Source organism: Vibrio bivalvicida (genome assembly GCF_001399455.2).
GTDB lineage: Bacteria > Pseudomonadota > Gammaproteobacteria > Enterobacterales > Vibrionaceae > Vibrio > Vibrio bivalvicida.
Map to the genome: position 1 here is coordinate 1 of NZ_LLEI02000014.1, position 23,039 is coordinate 23,039.

Genomic DNA, 23,039 nt, shown 5'->3' on the forward strand with positions numbered 1-23,039 from the left:
AACGTCTTTGGAGGATCGTTCAACCGATCATTTTAGGCTTAACTGATCGGCATTAACCCACTGGCGCCCTTCGTATCTTTTAATTTGCTCTGCTAAGCCGCTGTATTTAGCTTAGCTTTACCCTTTTTTGGCTTGCCATTGGTATGAACATCACTGAAGTCATGGCTAAAGTGGTCAACTTGAATTGCTTTATAACGCAGCTTGTCCGCCGCAACAATCTGATCAACCTCTTCTTGAGTCAGCACGTCAGCCTCTAATGCTTGTGCCAATTTGTCTGCCAGTAGGCCTTTACGAGCTACTTTGCCCTCTTTCGCGGCACGCATAAGCTTACGTTCCAGGCTCTTAACGTCGTACATCGCTAAGAATGCCGTTTCCATTAGACCAACGCTGTCATTCTCTTCTTTACCTACGTAGCACAACTTAGTAAGTCGATCACGTTGTGCGCCTGGAGTCATCAGGCTTTCTGCAAGTTTCACTGTTAAATCATCGCTTGGTTTAGCAAAATGGTTACCCAATGGGAAAATAAGTACTTTCAGTAAGCGGCCAACTGCCTTTTGCGGGTAGTTGCTAAACGCCTCTTGAAGCGAATTTGCCGCGTTATGCAAACAGTGCTGAACCGAGTAGTGAACAAAGTCTAGATCTTGTTGCTGACGCCCTTCATCTTCATACTTCTTAAGTGCTGCTGACGCCATATATAGGTAAGCTAGAACATCACCTAGGCGAGCAGAGATCATCTCTTTACGCTTCAGGTCGCCACCCAGTGTCGCCATTGCAATATCAGCGCTGACGGCAAGCGCACGGCTTAGTCGCGTCATCTCTTTGTAGTACTTCTGAGTCGCACCGCTCATGTCTGCTTTAATGAAGCGAGAACCAGTTAAAGCTGCGCCGAACGCACCGAATGTGTTGCCCATTGCGTGTTTAATATGTTTGAACAATAAGTCATCAAACTCTTTCGCACCCTGTTTCTGATCTGGGTTTGCTGCCGCTTCCATCTCTTTCAGTACGTATGGGTGACAACGTGTCGCACCTTGACCAAAGATCATCAGGTTACGAGTAAGAATGTTCGCACCTTCTACCGTAATAGCGACTGGAATACCTAGGTATGGTGATGCTAAGTAGTTCATTGGCCCATCTTGAATGGCACGACCAGAGTGAATATCCATTGAGTCATTAAGGATGGTGCGCGCCATTTCTGTCATATGGTACTTAGCAATCGCTGTCACGATACCTGGTTTCTCTTTTAGATCGAGAGAGGTCGTTGTTAGCGTTCGGCTCGCTTCTAGCAAATACGTTAGCCCGCCAATACGACCAAGTGCTTCTGCTACCCCTTCGAACTTACCAATCGACATACCGAACTGCTTACGAACGTAGGCGTAGGCACCTGTTGTACGAGAAGTCAGGTGACCAACCGCAGTACCAAGGGCAGGAAGAGAAATACCACGACCGGCAGAAAGACACTCAACCAACATACGCCAGCCTTTACCTGCGTAGTCTTGACCACCAATTAGCCAATCCATAGGAATGAAAACATCTTTACCAAATGTTGGGCCATTCATAAACGCGAGCCCTAGTGGGTCATGACGTTCACCAATCTCGACACCTTTGTGGTCAGCAGGGATAAGGGCACAAGTAATGCCAAGCTCTTTCTTGTCTCCCATAAGGCCTTCTGGATCGTACATTTTAAATGCCAAACCAAGTACAGTTGCCACAGGAGCAAGTGTGATGTAGCGCTTGTTCCAGTTAAGACGAACACCAAGGACTTCTTTACCTTCGTGCTTGCCATAACAAACAATGCCTTCATCAGGAATACCACCCGCATCAGAACCCGCTTCTGGGCCTGTCAAAGCAAAACAAGGGATATCAGTACCGTCAGCTAAACGTGGCAGCCAGTAGTCTTTCTGTTCTTGCGTACCATAGTGAGACAGCAGCTCACCTGGACCTAACGAGTTTGGTACCATAACAGATACCGCAGCGCTGATACTGCGCGTTGCAATACGGGTCACAATTGTTGAGTTAGCCAAAGAAGAGAACTCTCGACCACCATACTCTTTTGAGATGATCAAAGAAAAGAAACGCTCTTTGCGCAAGTATTGCCATACTTCAGGAGGCAAATCACGATCTTCTTTTACGATCTTGTGGTCATCCAACATTGCTAGCAGAGTCTCTAGCTCGTTATCCATAAACGATTGTTCTTCTGCTGTTAGCGTTGGTTTTGGGTACTGGTGCAGTTTGGTGAAATCAGGTCGACCTGAAAACAGCTCACCATCCCACCAAACGCTACCCGCTTCCATTGCTTCCTTCTCTGTGCTCGACAGAGGTGGCAACACTTTTTTAAACATTTTGAAAGCAGGGTCACTTACCCATTTTCTTCTTAGAGAGCCCATAATCAGATCCTTTTGTTCGCTATTTGTCTGGTCTAATATTCTTGTTATTTGTATTTTGTAAGTACTAGTTAAAACTTCTATTCCGCAGCGACGCCTGCTGCTAAGAATGGAATTAGTTGGTCAACAACCGATTTAGCATCCATTGCTTTTCCGTAATCATTCTCTGCGATCTCAAGCAGTGCTTGGCTCGAAGCCATTGTGAATACACAAGTACCGAGCGTAAAATGCAAACGCCAGAACAGCTCTTCTTGAGACAGTTTCGGATTGGCTTTCATTACTGACTCTGTAAATAGAGAAAGCGCATCCGAGTAACGAGTGGTGATAAACCAGCGGAGGTGCCCCTGCACATCTGTGTAACCACGACCAATCAATAGCATGAACCGACTGGTTCCATTTGGCCGTACATCATTTAGATTACGTAACGGCCCGCGTAAAGACTCAAACACGTCTGCCATCTCATAACGCTCGTTAAAGTTGAGATTGATTAATGCATCTTGCACAGCCGGCATAAATGCCTCTAGGTAACGATTAAGTACGGCTCTCACCAAAGTTTTCTTGTCACCAAAGTGATAATTAACCGACGCTAGATTCACGCCAGCTTTGCTGGTAATCGTACGTAGAGAAGTATCTTTAAAGCCATGCTCTGCAAAAAGCGCCTCTGCTACATCAAGAATTTTCTCTTTAGTGGAGTTTTTACTTGGCATTTTAATCACTCGTATTAAACAACTGTTTGAAATATACAATCGAAACAGAAAAGCAACAAGCCATTAACATCACACTTTTAGATATTGGTCTGACCAGAAGGTCGGAAAAGGGTTCTAAGCACCTGAAAGAAGAAAATTAAATATTTTTTGAAAAAAGTTGGAACTGTTTTGAAAACGCCCGGTCTGAATAATTGTAGTTAGCAGAGCATTCGAGGGTTTGAACAACCCATTAAGTTTACAGGCCGTCAACTTGTCTTCTTACTGAAGCTACTAATTTACGCTGCTTTTTCTTATTTAACTCCTATGTTTATTTGTATCCGCCCAGAGCCCGATTGCTCTGGGCTTTTTTTATTCTGCGCGTTTATTACCAACCTGAGCAAAAACCCAGCGCGAGCTTAACAAGTAGTTACTCACCATCCCTACCAGTATCCCAGCAACTAAAGCAATCAAAGGTCCAAACCCAGCCTCTCCTAAAACTGATGACAGCACCTTAAACACAATAAAATTCGGCAATGCAGAAAAGCTCGCTCCACACATGAACTTCATCCATTGCTGAAAAGCTTTTTGTTCTGTGCTGTAGAAAGTGAAGATACGATTACCAAACCATGTCACCGTAGCCGCGCCAACAAAAGCTATCGCACGAGCAAACATAATTGACGTGTCTGCTAGATAAAACAGAGCCGAAAAAACCGCAGCATCGCCGATAAAGCCGATGCCTCCTATCAGCGCAAAGCGTACAAGTCTGACATTCACACTCACGACTGTTGACCGCAACGATACAGCGAGCGGCGACTCTTAGAGGTAAACTCGATGATGCAACTTAATTGTTTCTCTTGAACAAGCTTATCGACAGCAGCGCGTTCACCAATCAACTGCACCTGAGGCAACGAGTCAAGCACGGTTTCATCACCCAATAATTTTGCCTGACCAAAACTGTAGAACTGGCCCGAAAAAGGACGAGACCCAACGTAGTAAGTCGCTACACTCGGGTCTGCCATCGTTAGAATGACTTTATCACTGCGCTTATCACCGACATCAAAATGAATAAACCCGATAGCAACAAGCAGTAATACAGGCACGATGGTAGCTGTGACCTTAAACCACTTGTGATCTTGTTTTACATCCGATACTAGAATGGCTATCAGCAAACCGATCGCTGGCACACCAGGCAGTACATAGGCAGGTAAAATATTTCCCGAAAAAGTAAACAAAACGAGTGGCGCAATAAGCCAAAGTAGGAGGAAGCTGACAATGCCATTTTCAGCACTAATAGCTGACTTCAAAATGCGACGTTTTTTCCATAATAAAACTGGTAACACAATAGACCATGGTGCAGCGGAATAGAGCCAAAATAGCCAAATAGTGCCGCGAGCCTCATTGTGTGCAGTCCCGTAAAGGTCACCTTCCCAGCCGCTGACCAAAAAGCGCTTAAAGTGTTCACCGATGATGAAGTAATCTAAAAACCCCGGGGTAGCTTGCTCTGCCAGTACATACCAAGGCAGTGCGATCGCCAACATAAGTAAAGTGCCTCCGACAAGTGGAAAACGTTGCCATATCACTTTGAATGCATGAACAAAACCGTGCTGCAAGATCAGCCAAGGCCCGACAGCCAATCCCATTAGCACAACAACAAGCGGGCCTTTCGCCAACAAACCAATAGCTAAGCCAATAAAACCGACATAGCCCCATACTTTATTAGGATGACTGCTTTCATAGCTCAACCAACACAGATAAAAGCCTATCATTGCGATTGTCATGCCGAATGTGAGCGCCATATCTGTCATCACAGCACCCGCTGCAATCGAGAAGATTCCGCAGGTCGCCAAGACCAACGAAGTGACTAAACCACTGTACCCCAGTCGCTTTGCGAATAACCCCATCAATAACAGAATGAACACACCTGCAATCCAGTGCGGCACTCGAACCGCAAATTCATTAACACCGAATGTTTCGATACCTAGCGCACTCATCCAGGTAAATAATGGTGGCTTACCCCAAAAAGGCACCCCGTAATCAAACTGCGGTGTGACCCAATTTCCGGTCTCTATCATCAAACGCGCCATTTCACCGTATCTGGCTTCAGTAGTATCCATTAATGGGTAGGCACCAAGGGTAACCAGTCGGATAAACAGAGCGGCACCTAAAATGGCCCACAAATGAACTCGGTTAAGACTCATGCTTGTTTCTCCGCTTTTTGATTCTGATGCAGTGCTTGCTTCTCAGTAACCGATTGCACGAGGTATAAAGGTCTTTGTTTGGTTTCGATGAAAATTCGTCCGATGTATTCACCTAATACACCGATACTGAGCAGCTGGATTCCACCCAAAGCGAGTTGCACCACCATCATTGACGGATAACCCGTGACAGGATCACCGAACAACAGTGTTTTAACCACAATCATCACACCATAGATAAAAGCACCACCAGCAATTAAACATCCTAGGAGTGTCGCAATTCGCAAAGGACGAATAGAAAAAGAAGTAATGCCATCCACCGCCAAACCGATAAGTTTTAGGTAGTTCCACTTCGTTTCACCACAAAAACGCGCATCGCGTTTAAACTGAATCGTTGCCTGCTTAAAACCAGGCCATGCAAAAATGCCTTTCATATAACGATTGCGCTCAGGTAACCGATTGATATGGTCAACAACCTCTCTTGATAGAAGTCGAAAATCACCAACATTTTCAGGAATGTTAGACTTAACCATCGAATTCAGAATCCGATAGAACGCGGCGGCAGATTTACGTTTAAACCACGTCTCCCCTAGCCTTTCTGCGCGCTGCATGTTAACGACATCATATCCCTCTCGCCATTTATCTAGCATCTGAGGAATCAGCTCTGGCGGATCTTGTAAATCAGCGTCAACTAAGATCACCGCGAGCCCGTTACAATGCTCCAGGCCAGCACTCATCGCAGCCTCCTTGCCAAAGTTGCGGCTTAAGGCAACACTTTGAATCGACGAAGAACGACTAATAAAACTCTCGACAACCGATAAGCTACGGTCTGTGCTACCATCATCGATATAGATAATTTCACTGCTATCAGGCAGCCGTTCGAGCACAGAGGTAAGACGAGAGTGCAGCTCTGGAAGGACATCTTGTTCGTTGAAGTAAGGAACGATAACACTGAGTGTGATGGGTGACTGAGTACGACTTGGCACTGAGGTTACATAACCCATATTGCCCCCTATGTTGGATTAGGTTCTCAAACGCAGCTCTGTCGAACTGCTTCATTGCAATCGAATCTATCAGTAGAGACGTGAAAAGCTTGTTATTCACGCTTTTTTCACGCTCCCATTGAGATCATCAACCTCCTTAAAATGAGAGTGTGTTATGAATAGAGTGCTACTGGTTGAAGATAATCGCGAAGTTGCGGGGATCTTGTTCGACTACTTTGAGTATGAAGGTATGGAATTAGACTACGCCGACAACGGTGAGTTGGGTCTTCAACTAGCGCTTGAAGGAGCATTCGACATCATTTTGCTTGATCTGATGCTGCCTAGAATGGATGGGCTGACGGTTTGCAATAAACTAAGAGACGCAGGCATCAACACGCCCGTGTTAATGTTGACCGCTCTGGACAATCGTGACGACATGCTTAACGGCTTTAAACATGGTGCAGATGACTACCTAACCAAGCCCTTTGATTTAGAGATCCTCGAAGCGCGAATTCATGCATTGATCAAACGCTACAAAGGACAAGTCGCCAACTCCATTTTACAATTTGGTAGCCTTAGAATTGATCAGAAAACTCGTCAAGCATACCGCCACAGCAAACTACTGGCTTTAAACCCAACCACCTACACTATTTTAGAAATGCTTTGCCAGCGCGCCCCAGAGGTAGTCACTCGTAGAGAAGTATCTGAAAAACTGTGGCAAGAGAGCGGACCAAACAATGACGTATTACGCAGCCATATTTATCAACTTCGCAATCAGCTCGATAAACCTTTTCATGCCCCTATGCTGACGACCATTCCCAAAATTGGCTTTCGCTTAGAGGACATCTAATGCCACACGGTTTTTTGTCAAACACCCGAACTCTGACTGGTCGACTTGCAGTATTCTTTACTGGCATGTCTTGCGTGATTGGCATCGTCACTTTCTTAATTTTCTATTTTGCTCTGCAATGGTCAGAAGACCGCGTGGGTGAACGACGCATCTTAATTGATCGCGATAGCGCCGTAGAACGCTTTCTCGCAGGAGAAAAAGGAGAGATTCGCCTCGATTCGTTAACCGTAGCTTACAATGACGTGAATTTGGTCCCCAAAGAGTACCGCAAGTATGTCGATGATCATGAAAGCTTTCTAGGTGAAGTGGGGTCTCTGCTCTCGCCTCATGGACATATGGTATACAACGGCTATTACTCAGACAAAGGAGAGCGAAAGGTCATTGTCTTGCTCTCTTTGATCGACAAAGTCGAGTTTGGCAATGAAGAAATTCTCTATTCTGGAATCATAGTCATAAGCTTTGTTTCCCTGCTTATGTTTACTTTCGGTGCGCTGCTGTTTCGTCTTTCTAGGCGCTTGATTGAACCTGTCAACGACATTACCAAACAGCTCAACGACCTCACAGGTGATACAACCCAAGCTTTCGATATTCATCATGAAGCAGCGGAAGAATTTCAGTTACTTACCACTCACCTCAATCAGTATCGCAAAGAACTTAATCTCGCATTAAAACGAGAACAAGCTTTCGCACGCTATGCTAGCCACGAGCTAAGAACACCGCTTACTGTGGTAAAAGGGGCAAATAAGCTATTGACTCGCTCTAGTCTCAGCGAGTTTCAGCACAGACAAGTCGCACGTATTGAACACGCAGCACTTGAAATGATTACTTTGGTCGATGCACTGCTCTCTATTGTGCGTTACGAGCGCAATGTTGATGATGCGCCACTTAGATCTATCCAGCCGCAAGAGATAGCGAACATTGTTGCTGCTAATAGGGTGCATGCGACAGAGAAACAGCTTGAGATTGATGTCCGCTTTAATGGTCAACCACAGCTCAGAGCCACACCTGCGGTATTAAACATGGTGCTAGGTAATCTTATCCGCAATGCAATCGCAGCGTCAGATCATGGCAGAATCGACGTTGAAGTTTCTTCTCAGCACATAGAAGTGATTGATGATGGTCCGGGTCTAACAGAAATACCCGATTCTGAAGGTCATGGGCTTGGCCTTTTGATCGTTGAAGACCTATGTAGACGCTACCAATGGCAATTTGAGTTGACCAATCATGACAAGCGTGGCTGCTGCGCCACCATTAAATTTTGATCTAGATTGATACTCGTAGCCGCTAATCCGTTAAGATAGTCGGCCAATTTTTTACTATCACTCTCTATGAAGCTTGCCAACACGCCAATAACCCAGCACCAGTTTGGAACTATTCCGTTTTTCTTAAAGCGTGATGATCAACTGCACAGCCATTTCAGCGGTAATAAAGCACGTAAGTTTATGGCCGTGTTAGAGCAAGACTACCCATCAATTCAAACACTAATCAGTTATGGCAGTACCCAATCTAACTCGCTCTATTCCTTGTCAGCTCTGGCGGCCATTAAGGGTTGGCAACTGGAGTTTTACGTAGACCGAATCCCATCGTGGTTGAGTGATACCCCGCTAGGAAACTATCGCGGCGCTTTAGAACTCGGCGCTAAGATCATTCCAACCGCCGATTATCACCTTCACCCCAAAGACTACATCGAGCAGATTCGACAACCAGATAACTCGTGCTTGGTGTTACCTGAAGGTGGGCGCTCTAAGCTCGCGAGACAAGGTGTTGATCAGCTAGCGGCTGAAATCCTGTCTTGGACAAGATTCGAGCCCAATCATCAGTTCGTTGTCGCCCTCCCAGCAGGGACTGGCGCGACTGCGCTGTATCTGCACAAGTATCTGAAACCACATTCAATCCCAGTTATCACTTGCCCTTGCGTAGGAGGAAAAGAGTACTTAATCCAGCAGTTTGAAGAGCTGGGTGAGAATGATTTCCCACACATCCTCGAGTTAGAGACCAAGCATCATTTCGCCAAACTGTATGAGCAAGATTATCGGATCTGGAAGCAGCTTCTCGCCGAAACCCACGTAGAGTTCGATCTTCTCTATGATCCGATGATGTGGCAGTGTCTACAATCATGGTATAAAGAAAACCAAGATAAGAGCATCATTTATGTTCATCAAGGTGGTTTGCTCGGCAATGAAAGTATGCTGCCGCGCTACGAGCGAAAATTTGGTGAACGCTTTGGGGACTAAATATGAAGTCATACATTATATTGCTACTTGCTACGCTCTCTTTACCTCTGTTCGCGAACACGATCATCACCACACCCGCGAAACCCATCATTGGTATTAACGCTAGTGAGATTAGTAAACGCGTCTGTTATTACCAAGATCAAGCTTATTCTGATGGCGCAATTATCCAAGTCGACGAATATTATATGATCTGTTCGTCAGCCAATGATTTTGAATCCAATGGCGCTTTAAAGTGGCACAGTATTGATGAGCACGAAGCGGCAGAATCGTCTAATCAAGAGCCCGCAGAAAAACCCGTCAAGCGATATTCAGTCAACTAGCGTATGTTCTACCAATAAACAAGGCACATTTTGATCACACCAATAGCCACTCGTCTAACTAAAGGTGACGACCTTAAGCATAGTATTCAGGACTTGGTCACTAAACACAGTATCAGCGCTGGGACAATCGCCTCTTGCGTAGGTTGCTTTACTCACTTTCATATCCGATTGGCGGGAGCAACTGACACTTTAGAATTAAGCGAACCATTAGAGATCGTCTCTATCATGGGCACGCTAACGCCCAACCACCAACACATTCATATCTCGGTGGCCAGACAAAACGGAGAGGTTGTGGGAGGTCACCTGCTGGAAGGATGCTTAATTGATACCACTGCAGAGCTGATCATTCATCAGTATCACAAGCTGAGCTTTAGCCGCGAAGCTGATCCCAAGACTGGATACACAGAATTGACCATTGGCACCCACGGCCATTGACGTTGTTTTCCAGCCAGATGGCATTGTCGTGACAAACGCTTTATCTATTTACCTCGACACTGGTGAATAGCACTAGCTTTACTATCCTTAGCAGAAAGAAGTAAAGTGAGATGCGCTATGAAAAACACGCAATCCGTCGGCCTCTTTGGCAACTTGTCCGTACGCTGGAAGTTTTTGCTTGCCGCAGGAGGAAGCCTAATTATTACAGCTTCGGCACTGATGGTTTCATTTTTGTACGCCAGTGACCAGGCTCAGCAGCTAGTCCGTCGACAAACTGAAAACAATTTAAAACAATCCGCCGAACAATACATCAATGAACTCGCGAACCAGCAATCTTTAAAGATGCAGAGCTTCTTTGACGGTTCGTTTGATCGAGCTGATATGTTGGTGAAAAACATTGTCTCTCTTAAAGAAAACACCGACCAAGGATTAGTTGATTCCGATTCACTGCGGCCTCTCCTGAATCAAATCATCAAAAAAACCGTGAGTGACCACAGCGAGATGCTAGGCCTATACGTGGTTTCAGAAACAGAGGCGCTCGATAACAGTGATGTGTATTACGTTAATAGTGAAGAAGCTGCGTCCAATGAAGTCGGTCGATTTGCTCCGTACTGGGCTCGCTCAAGTGATGGAAGCGTAGAGCTTGAAGTTCTGGTTGAAGAAGACATCAATGATACTGAACTTGACGAAACCAATACGCCGTTCAATGAATGGTATGCATGCCCAATACGCAATCAAAATGCCTGTGTTCTTAATCCATATCTAGATACTGTGGGTAATGAAGAAATACTGATGACCTCACTTACCTTACCCATTGTGTCGAAAGGGCAGCTCGTCGGTATGCTGGGGGTCGATTTTGGATTAAACAAGATCCAAACCCTAATCACGGACGCAGACCAGAATATGTTCTCTGGACATGGCCAAGTGTTATTGCTCAGTCATGGCGGGTTCATTGTCGGTTACGATGTAGACCAGAGTTTAGTGGGTACACATTTATCCGAAGCCAGTATTACTGGCTCTGATTCTCTGCTTAGCTGGCTTAGTCAGCCCACCTACTCGGTCAACTGGGAGGACAACGGTGAAACACTTCGCGCCAAGATTCCCGTTCAGTTGTCAGCTAATGCGCAGCCATGGGGGCTAGTTTTCGACGTTCCGCGTAAAGATGTTATGCAGCAAGCGCTGGAACTAGAAAAGACCTTAAATCAAGCCAATCGAGAGTCTGTCACGAATATCTTTCTGATTGGCATATTCATTACCATCACCGTTCTCATATTAAATGCGCTTGTGGCCTCCAAGCTAGTCAGCCCCATACGCGTTGTCTCCCGTAGTCTTGAAGATATCGCAGGAGGCGAAGGGGATTTGACCCGACGATTGGCGGTAAACAGTAATGACGAAATCGGTGCTCTCGCTTCTGGCTTCAACCAATTTGTTAGCAAACTTCAAGGTATAGTGGCTCAAATTTCGACCTCTGTCGCGGGAGCAAAACTAAACGCAGAAGAAGCGTCAAGTATTTCTCAACGCACTAATCAGGGAATGCAGCAGCAGTTTACCGAAATTGATCTGGTCGCGAGCGCCTCTGCTCAACTGGCTTCAACCGCACAAGAAGTCGCCAACAGTGCTAGCCAGGCTGTAAATTCTGCCAAAGAAGCCAACGATGCGGCAGAGCAAGGGAAAGTCGTCATTGACTCTACAACGCATGCAATGGAATCACTGGTTGCAGAGGTAAGTGCTGCCGTCCCGATAGCCGATAATCTCGCCCAAAACAGCGAAAATATCACCTCTATCTTGGTGGTTATTGAGAGCATCGCCGAACAAACCAATTTACTGGCACTTAACGCAGCAATTGAGGCCGCCCGTGCCGGAGATCAAGGCAGAGGTTTCGCCGTTGTCGCTGATGAAGTAAGAACCCTCGCGGGAAGAACTCAGGACTCTATCAGTGAAATTCGCGAAGTCATCAACCAATTGAAAACAGGTACTAACGAAGTCGTCGTTGCGGTACAAAAAGGTAATGAGAATGCTCAACAGACCGCAGAACAAGTCAACAATACTGTAACTGTATTAGAGCAAATCATTACCCATATCGTCAGTATTGATGAAATCAGCAACCGCATATCTGAAGCGGCAATGGAACAACGTGGCGTCGCTGAAGAGTTAAGCCACAACGTCACTAATATAAGAGATGTTAGCCAAGCGGTCAGCCAAGAAGCAGACTCATCTGCTAGGGTAAGCCAAGAGCTATCGAACTCAATGTCAGAGCTGCAAAGCTTGGTTCAACAATTTAAGGTCGAATAACCCGCAATAGTTCGATAGCAGTATTCATTCAGATAAGAAAAAGCTCCATCGACTGATGGAGCTTGGAGCATAAATAGTTCGGGGGAACTATTTGACTAAACTCCGTTTGGATTTGATCAACGCAGCGGCGTTATGCATAGCATCTTTGGTACTGACATCGATAATCGCGATATTGCTAAACCTTTCTGGCTCTTTTATTGCCACGTCATGAGCGAAGATCACCAGTTTTGCTCGCGCGATATCTAGTTCGGTGATGCGGTTGTTAATGCCATCTGCGCCTTGGGTTTCTACTTTAATTTTGATGCCCATAGAATAGGCTGCTTTCTCCAATGATTTAGCCGCTAGAAACGTATGGGCAACACCGGAAGGACATGAAGTCACCGCAAGTACATCGGCTTCCCCCTCTGTTTGCACTGATGAGTATGCGCGGCGAAACGAGTCATACTCTTCATCTTCTCGTACCGTTTTTTTCAATAGAATGACAATACACGCCGTCGTGAGTGCGCCCGCAACGGTTCCGACGATATAGCCCAACTTACCATCAACGACAGGAAGTACGATCCAACCTCCCCACGGTGCATGATTGATAACGTGGAACATAAAGCCAATGACATTACCAACAATCCCACCAGCAACAATAGCCGGAAGAACCCGAGTAGGATCTGCAGCAGCAAAAGGAATCGCTCCTTCGCTGATACCAATCATACCCATTATACCTGCTGCTTTTCCTGCTTCGCGTTCATCACGCCTAAATTTATTCGGTGACAGCAGCGTCGCTAATGCTAGCCCCAGAGGAGGTGTACAGATTGCAATACCAACGCCGCCCATAAGCCAAGGCTGAGTATTAACCTGAGTTTGAGCAAACAACGTGGCTACCTTGTTCACTGGCCCGCCCATGTCGAACGCGGTCATCGCACCAAGCACTGCGCCTAACACCACTTTCCCCGAACCTGCCATATCCGTTAACAGTAAATTCAAGGCATTCATGGTGGCTGAAATAGGTGCTCCTATTAACCACATGACGAGCCCACAAGTGGCAAATGTTCCGGCCAAAGGATAAATAAAGATACTGCCTAACGAAGTCATGCTATCAGGCAATTTAATCTGCTTAAGTAGCAGCACAAAGTAACCAGCAAAAAAACCGACAACTATGGCACCGAGAAACCCGGTATTGTATTGGTCTACCGCTACCCATGTACCGATCATCCCCGGTGCCAACCCCGGTTTATCTGCAATCGAATAAGCGATGTATCCACCCAGAACGGCAGTAAAAAGCGTTAATCCGGCAATGCCCATGTGCGCCATATCAGCCAGAACGCCCTGCTCTGGCAATGCTGCATGACCTGTCATCATTACCGACAGTGAGAGCAGCACACCACCCGCAACGATAAAGGGGATCATGTGCGATGTGCCAAACAGTAAGTGTTCTTTCACTCGCGCTAAATGCCTTTTGAACGGGCTTAGTGGCTCTATGCTTAACGCCTGCGCAAGGTTATCTTGTTCAAAATATGGTTCTGGCGTACTTTCAGTGATCAGCAATAAAGCCGCCTCTATACTTTCTGCCTGTTTAAGCTGATCGATAAACTCCTCTTCAATCAACTTGGTAGAAAGCTGCGCCAACACCTCTATATGATGGTGGTCGTCGCCATCTGGGGAAGCAAGCATAAAGAACACATTCGATCGCTCGCCATCTTCGGCGCCATAATCAATCCCACTACGGCTAATGCCAACTGCAACGGCAGGTTTTGCCACCGCTGAACTTTTGGCATGTGGAATGGCAATCCCATCTTCAAACCCGGTATTACCAATCTCTTCTCTTGCCCATAAATCAGCAAGAAACTGATCTTTATCGGTTAGCTTTTTGGCATCATGAAGCAATTCCACCAACTCTTTGAGCGCTGCCTCTTTTGTGGTTGCTTTTAAGTCGAGACAGATGGTCTCTGATTGAACTAGGTTTGTAATATCCATTATTTCTTGCCTTGCCATGCTCGCGCTCGAACATAGATTAATCACCTCGCCTCGCCCGATATATAGGACTAAAACGGCATTAACTGGATTATTGTAACACCCCATAAAAAGTGTGAAGCCTATCTTTCAAATTGTTGCTCTTGGTCGAGGCAATCACACGGCGCTGTGTTAATATCCGGCAAAATAGCCACAGAGAATTATTATGAAAATCATTGCTGTCACTGCTTGTCCAACAGGCATTGCACATACTTATATGGCAGCAGACGCGTTAACCAAAGCTGCGCCCAAACATAACGTGCAAATTAAAGTTGAGACCCAAGGTGCAATGGGAATCGAGAACCCGCTAACACCTCACGATATTACCCATGCAGACAAGGTGTTGATTGTCTCGGATATTGAGATTGAACAGGCAAATCGATTCGACGGCTTACCCTGTGTACAAATCCCTATCGAAGACGTACTGCTTAACGTTGATAAAGTTTTTATTCTCCACTGCAGAACGTAGCGCACTGTCATGACAGAGTATCAAATCACCTTTCTTGTCGAAGACTCCAATGCGAGTGCTCACGCTAGCAAGCCCTTGTGCAGTCTTGCTAGAAAGTTCAAAAGTAGCATAGATATTATCAACATCACCCGAAATCGTAGTGCTGATATGGCCAAGTCTGTTGCGTTGCTGCAAGCTGGGCTAGTAGAGGGGGATTTGTGCCAGATAACTGCTTTTGGCATTGACGCTGAGCTTGCTTGTTTTGTACTAAAAGATATCGTCGCAGAGCACTATGCCTTGGTTGGATCCAACATTAACTATGAGTTTTCCGACCAACTTGCCAAGCGATTACCTCAGCTTCGTACACCCAGTGAAATTAACTGGCACTATGCCAAAGCGCATACCGAGCTGACCAAGTTTGAATGCTTAAAAGGATTGGCTCAACTGATCTACCCGTGCTCTGCTGATGACCTGATCCTTGCTTTCATTAAACGCGAAGAGCGTTCATCAACGTGTGTTACAGCGGGTATTGCTTTGCCCCATGTCATGTTTGATGATGTCGACCAAATCTCCATTGCCGTGATTAGCAGCGATACCCCAATAGATTGGGCTTCAAAAGTGGGGGGGATTCACTTGGCTATAGCACTAGTGATGCCTTCATCACCGTCCCGTGAACAGATAGTGACCGCAACAAACCTAACCAGAAACCTGCTGTATGGAACGTTTGCAGAGCGTTTATTAATGACCAAAAGCAGTATCGATCTCCAAGCCCTGCTGATGTATTCCATGTCACGATTGATCGCTTAGCCACTAAATAGATCCACGATAATCAGATGGCGTTCTTCCAGTACGATTTTTAAATACTCGACAGAAATAATTCACGTCTTTAAAGCCACACCTTACCGACACCTCGTTGAGCTTGAAGTTATACTTCTTGAGCATGAACTTAGCACGTTCGATTCTTACCCACGTAATGTAGTCGGCTAATGTCATGTGCCCTTGCTGACGAAATAAGCGCGATAAGTGGTTGGCCGAGATACTAAAGCGCGTCGCGATGCTATCTCGGGTTATCTGGCGATGGAAGTTTTCCTGGATGTAGATACAGATCCCCTGATAAAGATCCTGAACTCGGCTATGAGACTGCTCTAATGGCGCATCAAGCATGGCTTTGCAGTATTGAAGTAACGCTTGCAGCAACAACTCATCCATCGGTTTTTTGGTGCACTCTCTAGCAAGCGAACTGAGCGCCTCTAGAATATTATCTATCGCAAACCCAGAGCGTGTCTGAATACTGTGTTTTTGGATGTCGTAAAAGGTAGCTTCTCCCTTGCGCTTACTGACCAAACTTAACCCCAGTTGACGCCGGCCAAAAAGAATACTCAGCACCGAGCAATTGGTGTCCCAGTCGGGTTTGTTCCAGCAATTAGGCGGAATAAAAATAGCATCTCCAACCTTAGCGACAATTTGCGTGACTTTGCGCTCATGGTCTTCCATCTCATTAATGTACTCACCCTCTAACACGATCTCCAAGCGCGGAAAGTTCACTTGATAACTGCATTCTGGTGGCGTGTGAAAATCTCCTGCAAACCATATGTGATGAAAAGCTTCCCTCTCGCTCAGTACAGAAGAAATTAGATCATGAAATACCATGTTGGATACTCTCAATAAGTCGCGCGTGTGCTACGGGCATAGGTATACCGCTAGTTGAGATTCTATGCTATTGAGCAAAATCACAATTTAAGATTAATGATACAAAAATCCAGCTTTAGCAATAAATTTCTAGCTAATTAGTATTATGGGCACCTCAAACCACAACCCAAAACAATACATAAGCCACTGTTTTATAACAACATACAATCAAAAACCCGCATGTAACCTTGACGATATAGGCGATCTTAATCACACCTCAAAAATGCCGTTACAATCCTCTAGTAAATGCATTTTTTCTTCACTACAGTCCATTTCGTACAGCTTCCAAAATACCCCTGATACAACATTAAAATTATTAGGGGTTCAAAATGATCACCAAACTCATCAATGAGAATTTGATTACGCTAGATCTTAAAGCGCAATCCAAAGAAGAGGTTTTTCAAGAGCTAATCGAGGTACTTTATTCACAGGGCAGAATCTCCGACAGACAGCGGTTTCTCGCTGACATCAAGGCTCGCGAAGAACTTGGCAACACCGGTTTTGAAGAAGGTATTGCCCTACCACATGCCAAAAGCGCTGCGGTTATCGAACCTGCGGTAGTGATAGGTGTCCACCGCTCGGGTATCGAATACGGTGCAGAAGATGGATTGCCATCGAAATTGTTCTTTATGATCGCGTCTCCCGATGGTGGTGACAACCACCACATCGAAGTACTGGCAGAGCTCTCTTCTAAGTTAATTGAAGAAGGGTTTATAGAGCGATTCTTAAGTGCCGCTTCTAACCAACAAGCATTGGAATTGCTGCTACAAAAACAGATTGAAAACGAGATTACTCATGATGAACCTAACGGCTTTGTCATTGGTGTAACAGGTTGTCCTGCCGGCGTTGCGCACACCTACCTAGCAGCAGAGGCACTTGAAAAAGGTGCAGCCAAACTAGGCTACGAAATCAAAGTCGAAACCAATGGCTCTATCGGGGTAAAAAACAGCCCTAGCGCAGAAGAAATTGCTCGCGCTGATGCCATTATTGTCGCCTGTGATAAGCAGGTAGACATGGCTCGTTTTGCGGGTAAACGTGTGGTTAAAACCAATGTAAAAGCGCCGATTAAAGATGCCGAAGGATTAATCACAAAGGCATTAAGTGCACCGACCTACCAAGCTGAAAGTCGGGCGAATGAATCTTCTGTAGCGGATAAAGCTTCTCAGGCTCGCTCTGACTTGTACCGCTTTTTGATGAATGGCGTATCTCACATGATCCCATTTGTTGTCACTGGCGGCCTATTAATCGCACTTGCTCTTGCCATTGGTGGCGAACCCACTGAATCAGGTATGGCGATTCCGGCGGGCAGCATGTGGAACCAAATCTTAGAAGTGGGTGTCGTCGCCTTTACTTTGATGATTCCTATTCTGGCAGGCTACATCGCTTACGCCATTGCTGATCGCCCTGCTCTCACTCCTGGCCTTATTGGTGGCTGGATTGCCAACAATGGTTCTTTCTATGGCGCAGAAGCCGGGACTGGTTTCATCGGTGCGATTGTTGCTGGCCTACTTGTCGGCTATTTCGTTAAGTGGCTTACATCCATCAACTATCACAAGTTCATTCAGCCACTTGTGCCTATCATGATCGCTCCCATTACAGGCTCTCTGTTTATTGCTGGCCTATTCATCTTTGTCATTGGTGCTCCCATTGCAGGACTGATGGAAGGCTTAACCGCACTACTTACCTCAATGAGCACTGGCAACGTTGTGTTACTTGGCATTGTACTGGGAGGTATGGCTGGCTTTGATATGGGCGGGCCATTCAACAAGGTCGCCTTCTTATTCTCTGTCGGCATGATCGCAAGTGGTCAAACTCAGTTTATGGGCGCAATGGCTTGTGCAATCCCGGTCGCTCCTCTTGGTATGGCGCTAGCAACTGCACTTGGACGCAAATTCGAACTATTTGAATCTTCAGAACTGGAAGCAGGTAAAGCGGCTGGCGCGATGGGCTTAGTGGGCATCTCTGAAGGTGCGATTCCTTTTGCAGCACAAGATCCGATGTCGGTTATCCCTGCCAACGTTCTTGGCTCTATGGTCGCCGCTGTAATGGCGTTCTCTTTTGGCATCACTAACAGCGTGGCACACGGCGGCCCAGTGGTGGCACTACTTGGTGCAATGAATTACCCGCTACTTGCATTGGTATGTATGGCTGCAGGTACGGTTGTCACCGCCTTAACGTGTATCTCACTGAAAAAACTTCGCAAAGAAAAGCTAGTTACCGCTACTGCTTAAACCTTTCCCACAACTCCCAATGGCTTGAGCGTCCCTCAGGCCATTCTTCCTATGGTGAACTCAATGCCAGAACTAACCACCTCAATAACAGAGACTCAACACGACTCTACAGCCACGACTCAATTATTTGAACCGAGTAACAGTTTAACCCCAAACAAGCCTCACCAAGCCTTCTACGTTATGAGCAACGTGATTCAAAGTTACGCTTGGGGTAGTAAAACGTCACTAGGTCAACTATTTGGCATCGATAATCCAGGTTCAACTCCGCAGGCTGAACTGTGGATGGGCGCGCACCCGAATGGCTGCTCTAGTGTATTGAAGCAAGGCATCCCCACTGCTCTATCAGCGCTTATCGCAGCCAACCCGCAGCGTTATTTAGGTAAGGAGACGGCAACCAAGTTCGGCGAACTTCCCTATCTATTTAAAATCTTGGCAGCAGAACAAGCCCTTTCGATCCAAGTCCATCCGAGCAAGGCTCAAGCAGAATCTGGCTTTACGAAAGAGCAGCAACTTGGTTTGCCATTAACGGCCAGCAATCGTAATTACAAAGATCCCAACCATAAACCAGAGTTGGTATACGCCCTTACCCAATACCAAGCCATGAATGGCTTTCGACCAATAGCAGAGATCATTGAATATTTTGAACAACTTGCGATTGCAGAGATACAACGGCTACTTGATGAGCTAACCAAGGAGCCCAACTCACACGGATTGGCAAGCTTCTTCGCGGGGATACTTTCGTTGCAAGGCGAACAAAAAGAAATGGCGCTAACGATACTGTTGCTCAAAGCTAAGCTTTCTACTGATCCCGTGTTTAATCTGATCATAGAACTCGCAGATCAGTATCCGGGAGATATTGGCTTGTTTGCCCCCTTGATGCTCAATGTTATTACATTACAGCCAGGACAAGCCATGTTTCTTGATGCGCAAACACCTCACGCCTATCTGCACGGAACAGGGCTAGAGATCATGGCGAACTCAGACAATGTACTCAGAGCGGGTCTAACGCCTAAGCACATAGATGTCGAAGAGCTAGTCTCATGTACCCGATTTACTCCAAAGCCAATCAATAACCTCAGGCTGGCCCCCTGTATTGAAAATGGCATTGAACAATTTCAGGTTCCCGTTGAAGACTTTAAGTTTGCGATTATTCACAACTCTGATAACCGCCTGATTTCCGCCACCAGCGCAGAGATTCTTCTACCGTTAGATTGTCCGATGAGCCTAACCGATTCACACGGTGAAACTTGCCAAATAGTAGTTGGCGAGTCTGTTTTTGTGCCTGCTGACACTAAAGATTATCAGCTCACCTGCCACGGCCGGGTGGCTCGAGCATACTGCTAGTTAAGCCAGACTCAATAATAAGCCTCACACCGCTGAGGCTTTTTTACGCTTGCTCCACAGTGAGCTTATCTAAATAAAATGACGCCAATCACAGTTAGTTTTAGCGGGTACAAAAGTATAGCAATAGCCTTATTTTTACTATTTCGACAAACCACCTAGTGAATTAATTTTAACTCACAGCAAATCGTATTGATCTCAATATTCAGGTTCTTCAAGAACAGGTAGGAAAGGCCAGCGAAGAATTTATAGAAAACATTATAAAAGCAATAAATGAACATCTGATCCTAGATATTTTAATTAATTCATAAGGTAATATAGATATGAGTACAATAACCGCTCAAGCTGCTAATAGTAGCGATCTTAAAAAAAACCTCAGTACCCTGAAACAACACCTTTTATTCGGTACCTCACATATGTTGCCATTTATTGTCGCGGGCGGTGTCTTGCTCGCACTGGCAGTAATGGCATCAGGTAAAGGGGCTGTACCGGCAGACGGCCTACTCGCTGATATTTCCAACATCGGCATTAAAGGATTAGTGCTGTTCCCAATTATTTTGGGTGGTTTCATCGGCTATTCTATTGCCGACAAACCAGCCCTTGCGCCTGCGATGATCTCTTCCGGCATTATGGCCGATATGGGTGGCGGCTTCTTAGGTTGTATTGTGGCAGGATTTATCGCCGGTGGTGTGGTTTTTCAGCTTAAGAAAATCCCTCTTTCTGCCAATTTGACCGCGCTTGGCGCTTACTTTATCTACCCTCTTGTCGGCACGTTAATCTCTGCGGGTATCGTTCTTTGGGGCATTGGTGAGCCAATTAAGCTGTTTATGGCATCTATGAACGAGTTTTTGGCATCTATGGCGGGGGCTTCTAAAGTAGTACTTGGTACCATTCTTGGTGGTATGACGGCTTTTGATATGGGCGGCCCAATCAACAAAGTGGCGACCCTATTTGCCCAAACTCAGGTTGATACCCAACCATGGCTGATGGGTGGCGTTGGTATTGCTATTTGTACTCCTCCACTAGGCATGGCGCTTGCTACTTTCCTATTCAAAAAGAAATTCTCTAAGCAAGAGCAAGAAGCAGGAAAAGCCGCAGCGATCATGGGCTCTATCGGGATCTCTGAAGGGGCTATCCCATTTGCTGCCAACGACCCAATGCGAGTACTTCCTTCTATTGTGGCTGGCGGCATTGTGGGCTGTGTATTTGGATTCTTAACCGATGTTCTACTGCACGCACCTTGGGGCGGTTTAATCACAGCTCCTGTATCAAGTAACATCCCAATGTATGTGGTGGGCATTGCTCTTGGTTCATTAACAACGGCTGTAATTGTCGGTTTTTGGAAACCAGTAGCGGAAGAAGAGAGTGAAGAGCAGCTATCAGAAGCTACTCCTGCGCAAGTTGCACCACAAGCCGGAGAAGGCGAGTACGATATTGTTGCTGTCACTTGTTGCCCATCCGGTGTTGCACATACCTTTTTGGCAGCCAAAGCGCTAGAAAAAGCAGGCGCTGCGGCAGGCATTAAGATCAAGGTTGAAACCCAGGGCCAAAACGGTATTCAGAACCGCATTACAGACCTAGACGTTGCTAATGCAAAACTGGTTATCTTAGCTCACGATATTCAAGTAAAAGATGCACATCGTTTTGCTAACGCAAACGTGGTGGAATGCTCAACCAAAGAAGCAATGAAAAAAGCGAGCGAACTCATCACTGCCTAGCGACGAGCTAACCGAGCAAAAGAATTATTCAAACAAAAACGCCACCTGACAAGGTGGCGTCAGACAGCGATGTCTGTTTTTTATTGGAAGTGCAGAAAAAGTTAGAACCCTTTAAACAACACCCCACGATGGTAGCCAAGATAAGGCTTATTCTCTCGTCTGATATTAAAAGACATCCCTTCACTAAGGCCTAAAACATCGGGCGCTTCAAGGTATTTTGAAATCATCACCTTGCCGCCATCATCAAAGGATATAAACCCGAGATCGAACGCCTTATCCAAGTTCGCAACAAGCAGCAATCCGTTATACTTATCGAGCCTCTCTTCGTTGTTTGAGTTACGCCAAGGCTTAATATGTGAAGCGAGCAGAAGTTGTGTATTACGATAACCCGTCACCGCGCAACCGCCCCACATTTCGATCAGTTTTGATCGAAACTGGCCCTGCCCCAACCGAGTGTTAATCAAGATCGCCTTTTCAGTTTCCGTCAGCTTTTTATCGCTCATAACACCGCGAACATCGGCATTAACATCAACCTGAGACAGATCGGCTAAAAATTGGTGGTAGTGATTTAGCGCCGCGCTATACATCCCTTTACCACGCGAGTCTCGAATCTTAAATTCATCCAACTGCCTGACTCGCTCCTCATAGCGAATAAACTGCTTGTAAGATTTAACCTCAGTGAGTGGCTGTTCGAGTTCACCTACATCTGCGAGCCAATTTGAGATAGAGCCTCGAATCGCTCCCACGTAGTTCTTCGCCGTTTTCTCAGACTTACCAATATCGAGCAGCCATTGGCGGAACAAGGATGGAAGATCGGCGAAATTCGCCACGAGGGCATCTTTCAACTCATTTGAAACGATAGAGCTATTCATATAGTCAAACAGCTCTTGGTCTAAATAAGCATACTCTATCGCTTTAGCTGAATACCTTTTGGTGTTTAGCTCATCAAAACCAGGGTGATAGCTCAGGTGCCAAAAGCCTTCACTTTTGAGATGGTAAAACGGGTTCTCTGGAGTATTACGATCATTTCCTTGGGCGAAACTCTCAAAGTAATGGCTAAAGCGATCTTTCACGGCTTGGTTGAACTCAATTCTGTTCTTTACCAGATGACCAGCTTGAATTAAATCCATGACCGTCAGCAGCATGCACACCTTATGCGGGCTTTTCTTACCACAAGCACTGTTCATATTCAGGTTCTGGAACTTTTCAACATAGAACTCAAGAGACACTAC

At 45.9% G+C, this 23,039-nt stretch carries 19 protein-coding genes; 11 read left to right on the top strand and 8 right to left on the bottom strand.

All coding sequences use genetic code 11. The features are described 5' to 3' along the window. Positions 1-92: 92 nt before the first annotated feature. The 5 genes from APB76_RS01865 to APB76_RS01885 form a co-directional block, all read right to left on the bottom strand. Positions 93-2,384, bottom strand: a complete 2,292-nt coding sequence (locus APB76_RS01865) for an acyl-CoA dehydrogenase (RefSeq protein WP_054961442.1) — start codon at positions 2,382-2,384, stop codon at positions 93-95. Positions 2,385-2,461: 77 nt separating this feature from the next. After that, positions 2,462-3,088: a TetR/AcrR family transcriptional regulator gene (locus APB76_RS01870; RefSeq protein ID WP_054961441.1), complete on the bottom strand. Its 627-nt coding sequence runs from the start codon at positions 3,086-3,088 to the stop codon at positions 2,462-2,464. Positions 3,089-3,436: 348 nt separating this feature from the next. Then, complete coding sequence (locus APB76_RS01875) at positions 3,437-3,841, bottom strand: GtrA family protein (protein ID WP_054961452.1); 405 nt, start codon at positions 3,839-3,841, stop codon at positions 3,437-3,439. A 2-nt stretch (positions 3,842-3,843) separates the two neighbouring features. Further along, entirely contained in the window at positions 3,844-5,265 is a 1,422-nt protein-coding gene (locus tag APB76_RS01880) for an ArnT family glycosyltransferase (protein WP_054961440.1), read from the bottom strand. Beyond that, positions 5,262-6,266 (bottom strand): glycosyltransferase family 2 protein, encoded by a 1,005-nt coding sequence (locus tag APB76_RS01885; RefSeq protein WP_054961439.1) that lies wholly within the window; start codon positions 6,264-6,266, stop codon positions 5,262-5,264. The genes APB76_RS01880 and APB76_RS01885 overlap by 4 nt, the downstream gene beginning before the upstream one ends. Before the next feature lie 154 nt (positions 6,267-6,420). Between APB76_RS01885 and APB76_RS01890 the strand changes: the two genes are divergently transcribed. From APB76_RS01890 to APB76_RS01915, 6 genes are all read left to right on the top strand, one after another. Beyond that, positions 6,421-7,095: a response regulator transcription factor gene (locus tag APB76_RS01890; RefSeq protein ID WP_054961438.1), complete on the top strand. Its 675-nt coding sequence runs from the start codon at positions 6,421-6,423 to the stop codon at positions 7,093-7,095. After that, the gene (locus tag APB76_RS01895) at positions 7,095-8,357 is read left to right on the top strand and encodes a sensor histidine kinase (protein WP_054961437.1); all 1,263 of its coding nucleotides are present in this window, start codon (positions 7,095-7,097) and stop codon (positions 8,355-8,357) included. Before APB76_RS01890 ends, APB76_RS01895 begins: the two co-directional genes overlap by 1 nt. A 66-nt stretch (positions 8,358-8,423) precedes the next feature. Beyond that, on the top strand, positions 8,424-9,329 hold the full coding sequence (locus APB76_RS01900; protein WP_054961436.1) for a 1-aminocyclopropane-1-carboxylate deaminase/D-cysteine desulfhydrase: 906 nt from the start codon (positions 8,424-8,426) through the stop codon (positions 9,327-9,329). Positions 9,330-9,331: 2 nt separating this feature from the next. Continuing rightward, on the top strand, positions 9,332-9,649 hold the full coding sequence (locus APB76_RS01905; RefSeq protein WP_049846879.1) for a DUF1496 domain-containing protein: 318 nt from the start codon (positions 9,332-9,334) through the stop codon (positions 9,647-9,649). 30 nt (positions 9,650-9,679) lie between these two features. Beyond that, on the top strand, positions 9,680-10,084 hold the full coding sequence (locus APB76_RS01910; protein WP_054961435.1) for a PPC domain-containing DNA-binding protein: 405 nt from the start codon (positions 9,680-9,682) through the stop codon (positions 10,082-10,084). A gap of 117 nt (positions 10,085-10,201) precedes the next feature. Then, a complete protein-coding gene (locus tag APB76_RS01915) occupies positions 10,202-12,376 on the top strand; it encodes a methyl-accepting chemotaxis protein (protein ID WP_054961434.1) in 2,175 nt (724 codons plus the stop codon). Between the two features lie 87 nt (positions 12,377-12,463). On the opposite strand, the gene APB76_RS01920 is transcribed toward APB76_RS01915, so the two are convergent. Continuing rightward, on the bottom strand, positions 12,464-14,344 hold the full coding sequence (locus APB76_RS01920) for a fructose-specific PTS transporter subunit EIIC (RefSeq protein ID WP_054961433.1): 1,881 nt from the start codon (positions 14,342-14,344) through the stop codon (positions 12,464-12,466). Positions 14,345-14,546: 202 nt separating this feature from the next. Here APB76_RS01920 and APB76_RS01925 point away from each other — a divergent pair, with 202 nt between their 5' ends. Together APB76_RS01925 and APB76_RS01930 are read left to right on the top strand one after the other, a co-directional pair. After that, positions 14,547-14,849, top strand: a complete 303-nt coding sequence (locus APB76_RS01925) for a PTS fructose transporter subunit IIB (RefSeq protein ID WP_049846875.1) — start codon at positions 14,547-14,549, stop codon at positions 14,847-14,849. Positions 14,850-14,858: 9 nt separating this feature from the next. Continuing rightward, entirely contained in the window at positions 14,859-15,635 is a 777-nt protein-coding gene (locus APB76_RS01930) for a PTS sugar transporter subunit IIA (RefSeq protein WP_054961432.1), read from the top strand. Between the two features lie 3 nt (positions 15,636-15,638). On the opposite strand, the gene APB76_RS01935 is transcribed toward APB76_RS01930, so the two are convergent. Further along, positions 15,639-16,478: an AraC family transcriptional regulator gene (locus APB76_RS01935; RefSeq protein ID WP_049846873.1), complete on the bottom strand. Its 840-nt coding sequence runs from the start codon at positions 16,476-16,478 to the stop codon at positions 15,639-15,641. Positions 16,479-16,846: 368 nt separating this feature from the next. Here APB76_RS01935 and APB76_RS01940 point away from each other — a divergent pair, with 368 nt between their 5' ends. From APB76_RS01940 to APB76_RS01950, 3 genes are all read left to right on the top strand, one after another. Beyond that, positions 16,847-18,748, top strand: a complete 1,902-nt coding sequence (locus APB76_RS01940; protein ID WP_054961431.1) for a PTS fructose transporter subunit IIABC — start codon at positions 16,847-16,849, stop codon at positions 18,746-18,748. Between the two features lie 180 nt (positions 18,749-18,928). Then, positions 18,929-20,092 (top strand): mannose-6-phosphate isomerase, class I, encoded by a 1,164-nt coding sequence (gene manA / locus APB76_RS01945; protein ID WP_330220425.1) that lies wholly within the window; start codon positions 18,929-18,931, stop codon positions 20,090-20,092. 320 nt (positions 20,093-20,412) lie between these two features. Further along, positions 20,413-21,807: a fructose-specific PTS transporter subunit EIIC gene (locus APB76_RS01950; protein ID WP_054961429.1), complete on the top strand. Its 1,395-nt coding sequence runs from the start codon at positions 20,413-20,415 to the stop codon at positions 21,805-21,807. Positions 21,808-21,908: 101 nt separating this feature from the next. Here APB76_RS01950 and APB76_RS01955 read toward each other — a convergent pair whose 3' ends face one another. After that, the gene (locus APB76_RS01955) at positions 21,909-23,036 is read right to left on the bottom strand and encodes an HNH endonuclease (protein ID WP_054961428.1); all 1,128 of its coding nucleotides are present in this window, start codon (positions 23,034-23,036) and stop codon (positions 21,909-21,911) included. Between the last annotated feature and the right edge of the window lie 3 nt (positions 23,037-23,039).

Coding starts and splice junctions, on each gene's coding strand:
- APB76_RS01865 (WP_054961442.1), bottom strand. CDS start 2,384: ATGGGCTCTCTAAGAAGAAAATGGGTAAGTGACCCTGCTTTCAAAATG.
- APB76_RS01870 (WP_054961441.1), bottom strand. CDS start 3,088: ATGCCAAGTAAAAACTCCACTAAAGAGAAAATTCTTGATGTAGCAGAG.
- APB76_RS01880 (WP_054961440.1), bottom strand. CDS start 5,265: ATGAGTCTTAACCGAGTTCATTTGTGGGCCATTTTAGGTGCCGCTCTG.
- APB76_RS01885 (WP_054961439.1), bottom strand. CDS start 6,266: ATGGGTTATGTAACCTCAGTGCCAAGTCGTACTCAGTCACCCATCACA.
- APB76_RS01890 (WP_054961438.1), top strand. CDS start 6,421: ATGAATAGAGTGCTACTGGTTGAAGATAATCGCGAAGTTGCGGGGATC.
- APB76_RS01895 (WP_054961437.1), top strand. CDS start 7,095: ATGCCACACGGTTTTTTGTCAAACACCCGAACTCTGACTGGTCGACTT.
- APB76_RS01900 (WP_054961436.1), top strand. CDS start 8,424: ATGAAGCTTGCCAACACGCCAATAACCCAGCACCAGTTTGGAACTATT.
- APB76_RS01905 (WP_049846879.1), top strand. CDS start 9,332: ATGAAGTCATACATTATATTGCTACTTGCTACGCTCTCTTTACCTCTG.
- APB76_RS01915 (WP_054961434.1), top strand. CDS start 10,202: ATGAAAAACACGCAATCCGTCGGCCTCTTTGGCAACTTGTCCGTACGC.
- APB76_RS01920 (WP_054961433.1), bottom strand. CDS start 14,344: ATGGATATTACAAACCTAGTTCAATCAGAGACCATCTGTCTCGACTTA.
- APB76_RS01925 (WP_049846875.1), top strand. CDS start 14,547: ATGAAAATCATTGCTGTCACTGCTTGTCCAACAGGCATTGCACATACT.
- APB76_RS01930 (WP_054961432.1), top strand. CDS start 14,859: ATGACAGAGTATCAAATCACCTTTCTTGTCGAAGACTCCAATGCGAGT.
- APB76_RS01935 (WP_049846873.1), bottom strand. CDS start 16,478: ATGGTATTTCATGATCTAATTTCTTCTGTACTGAGCGAGAGGGAAGCT.
- APB76_RS01940 (WP_054961431.1), top strand. CDS start 16,847: ATGATCACCAAACTCATCAATGAGAATTTGATTACGCTAGATCTTAAA.
- manA (WP_330220425.1), top strand. CDS start 18,929: ATGAGCAACGTGATTCAAAGTTACGCTTGGGGTAGTAAAACGTCACTA.
- APB76_RS01950 (WP_054961429.1), top strand. CDS start 20,413: ATGAGTACAATAACCGCTCAAGCTGCTAATAGTAGCGATCTTAAAAAA.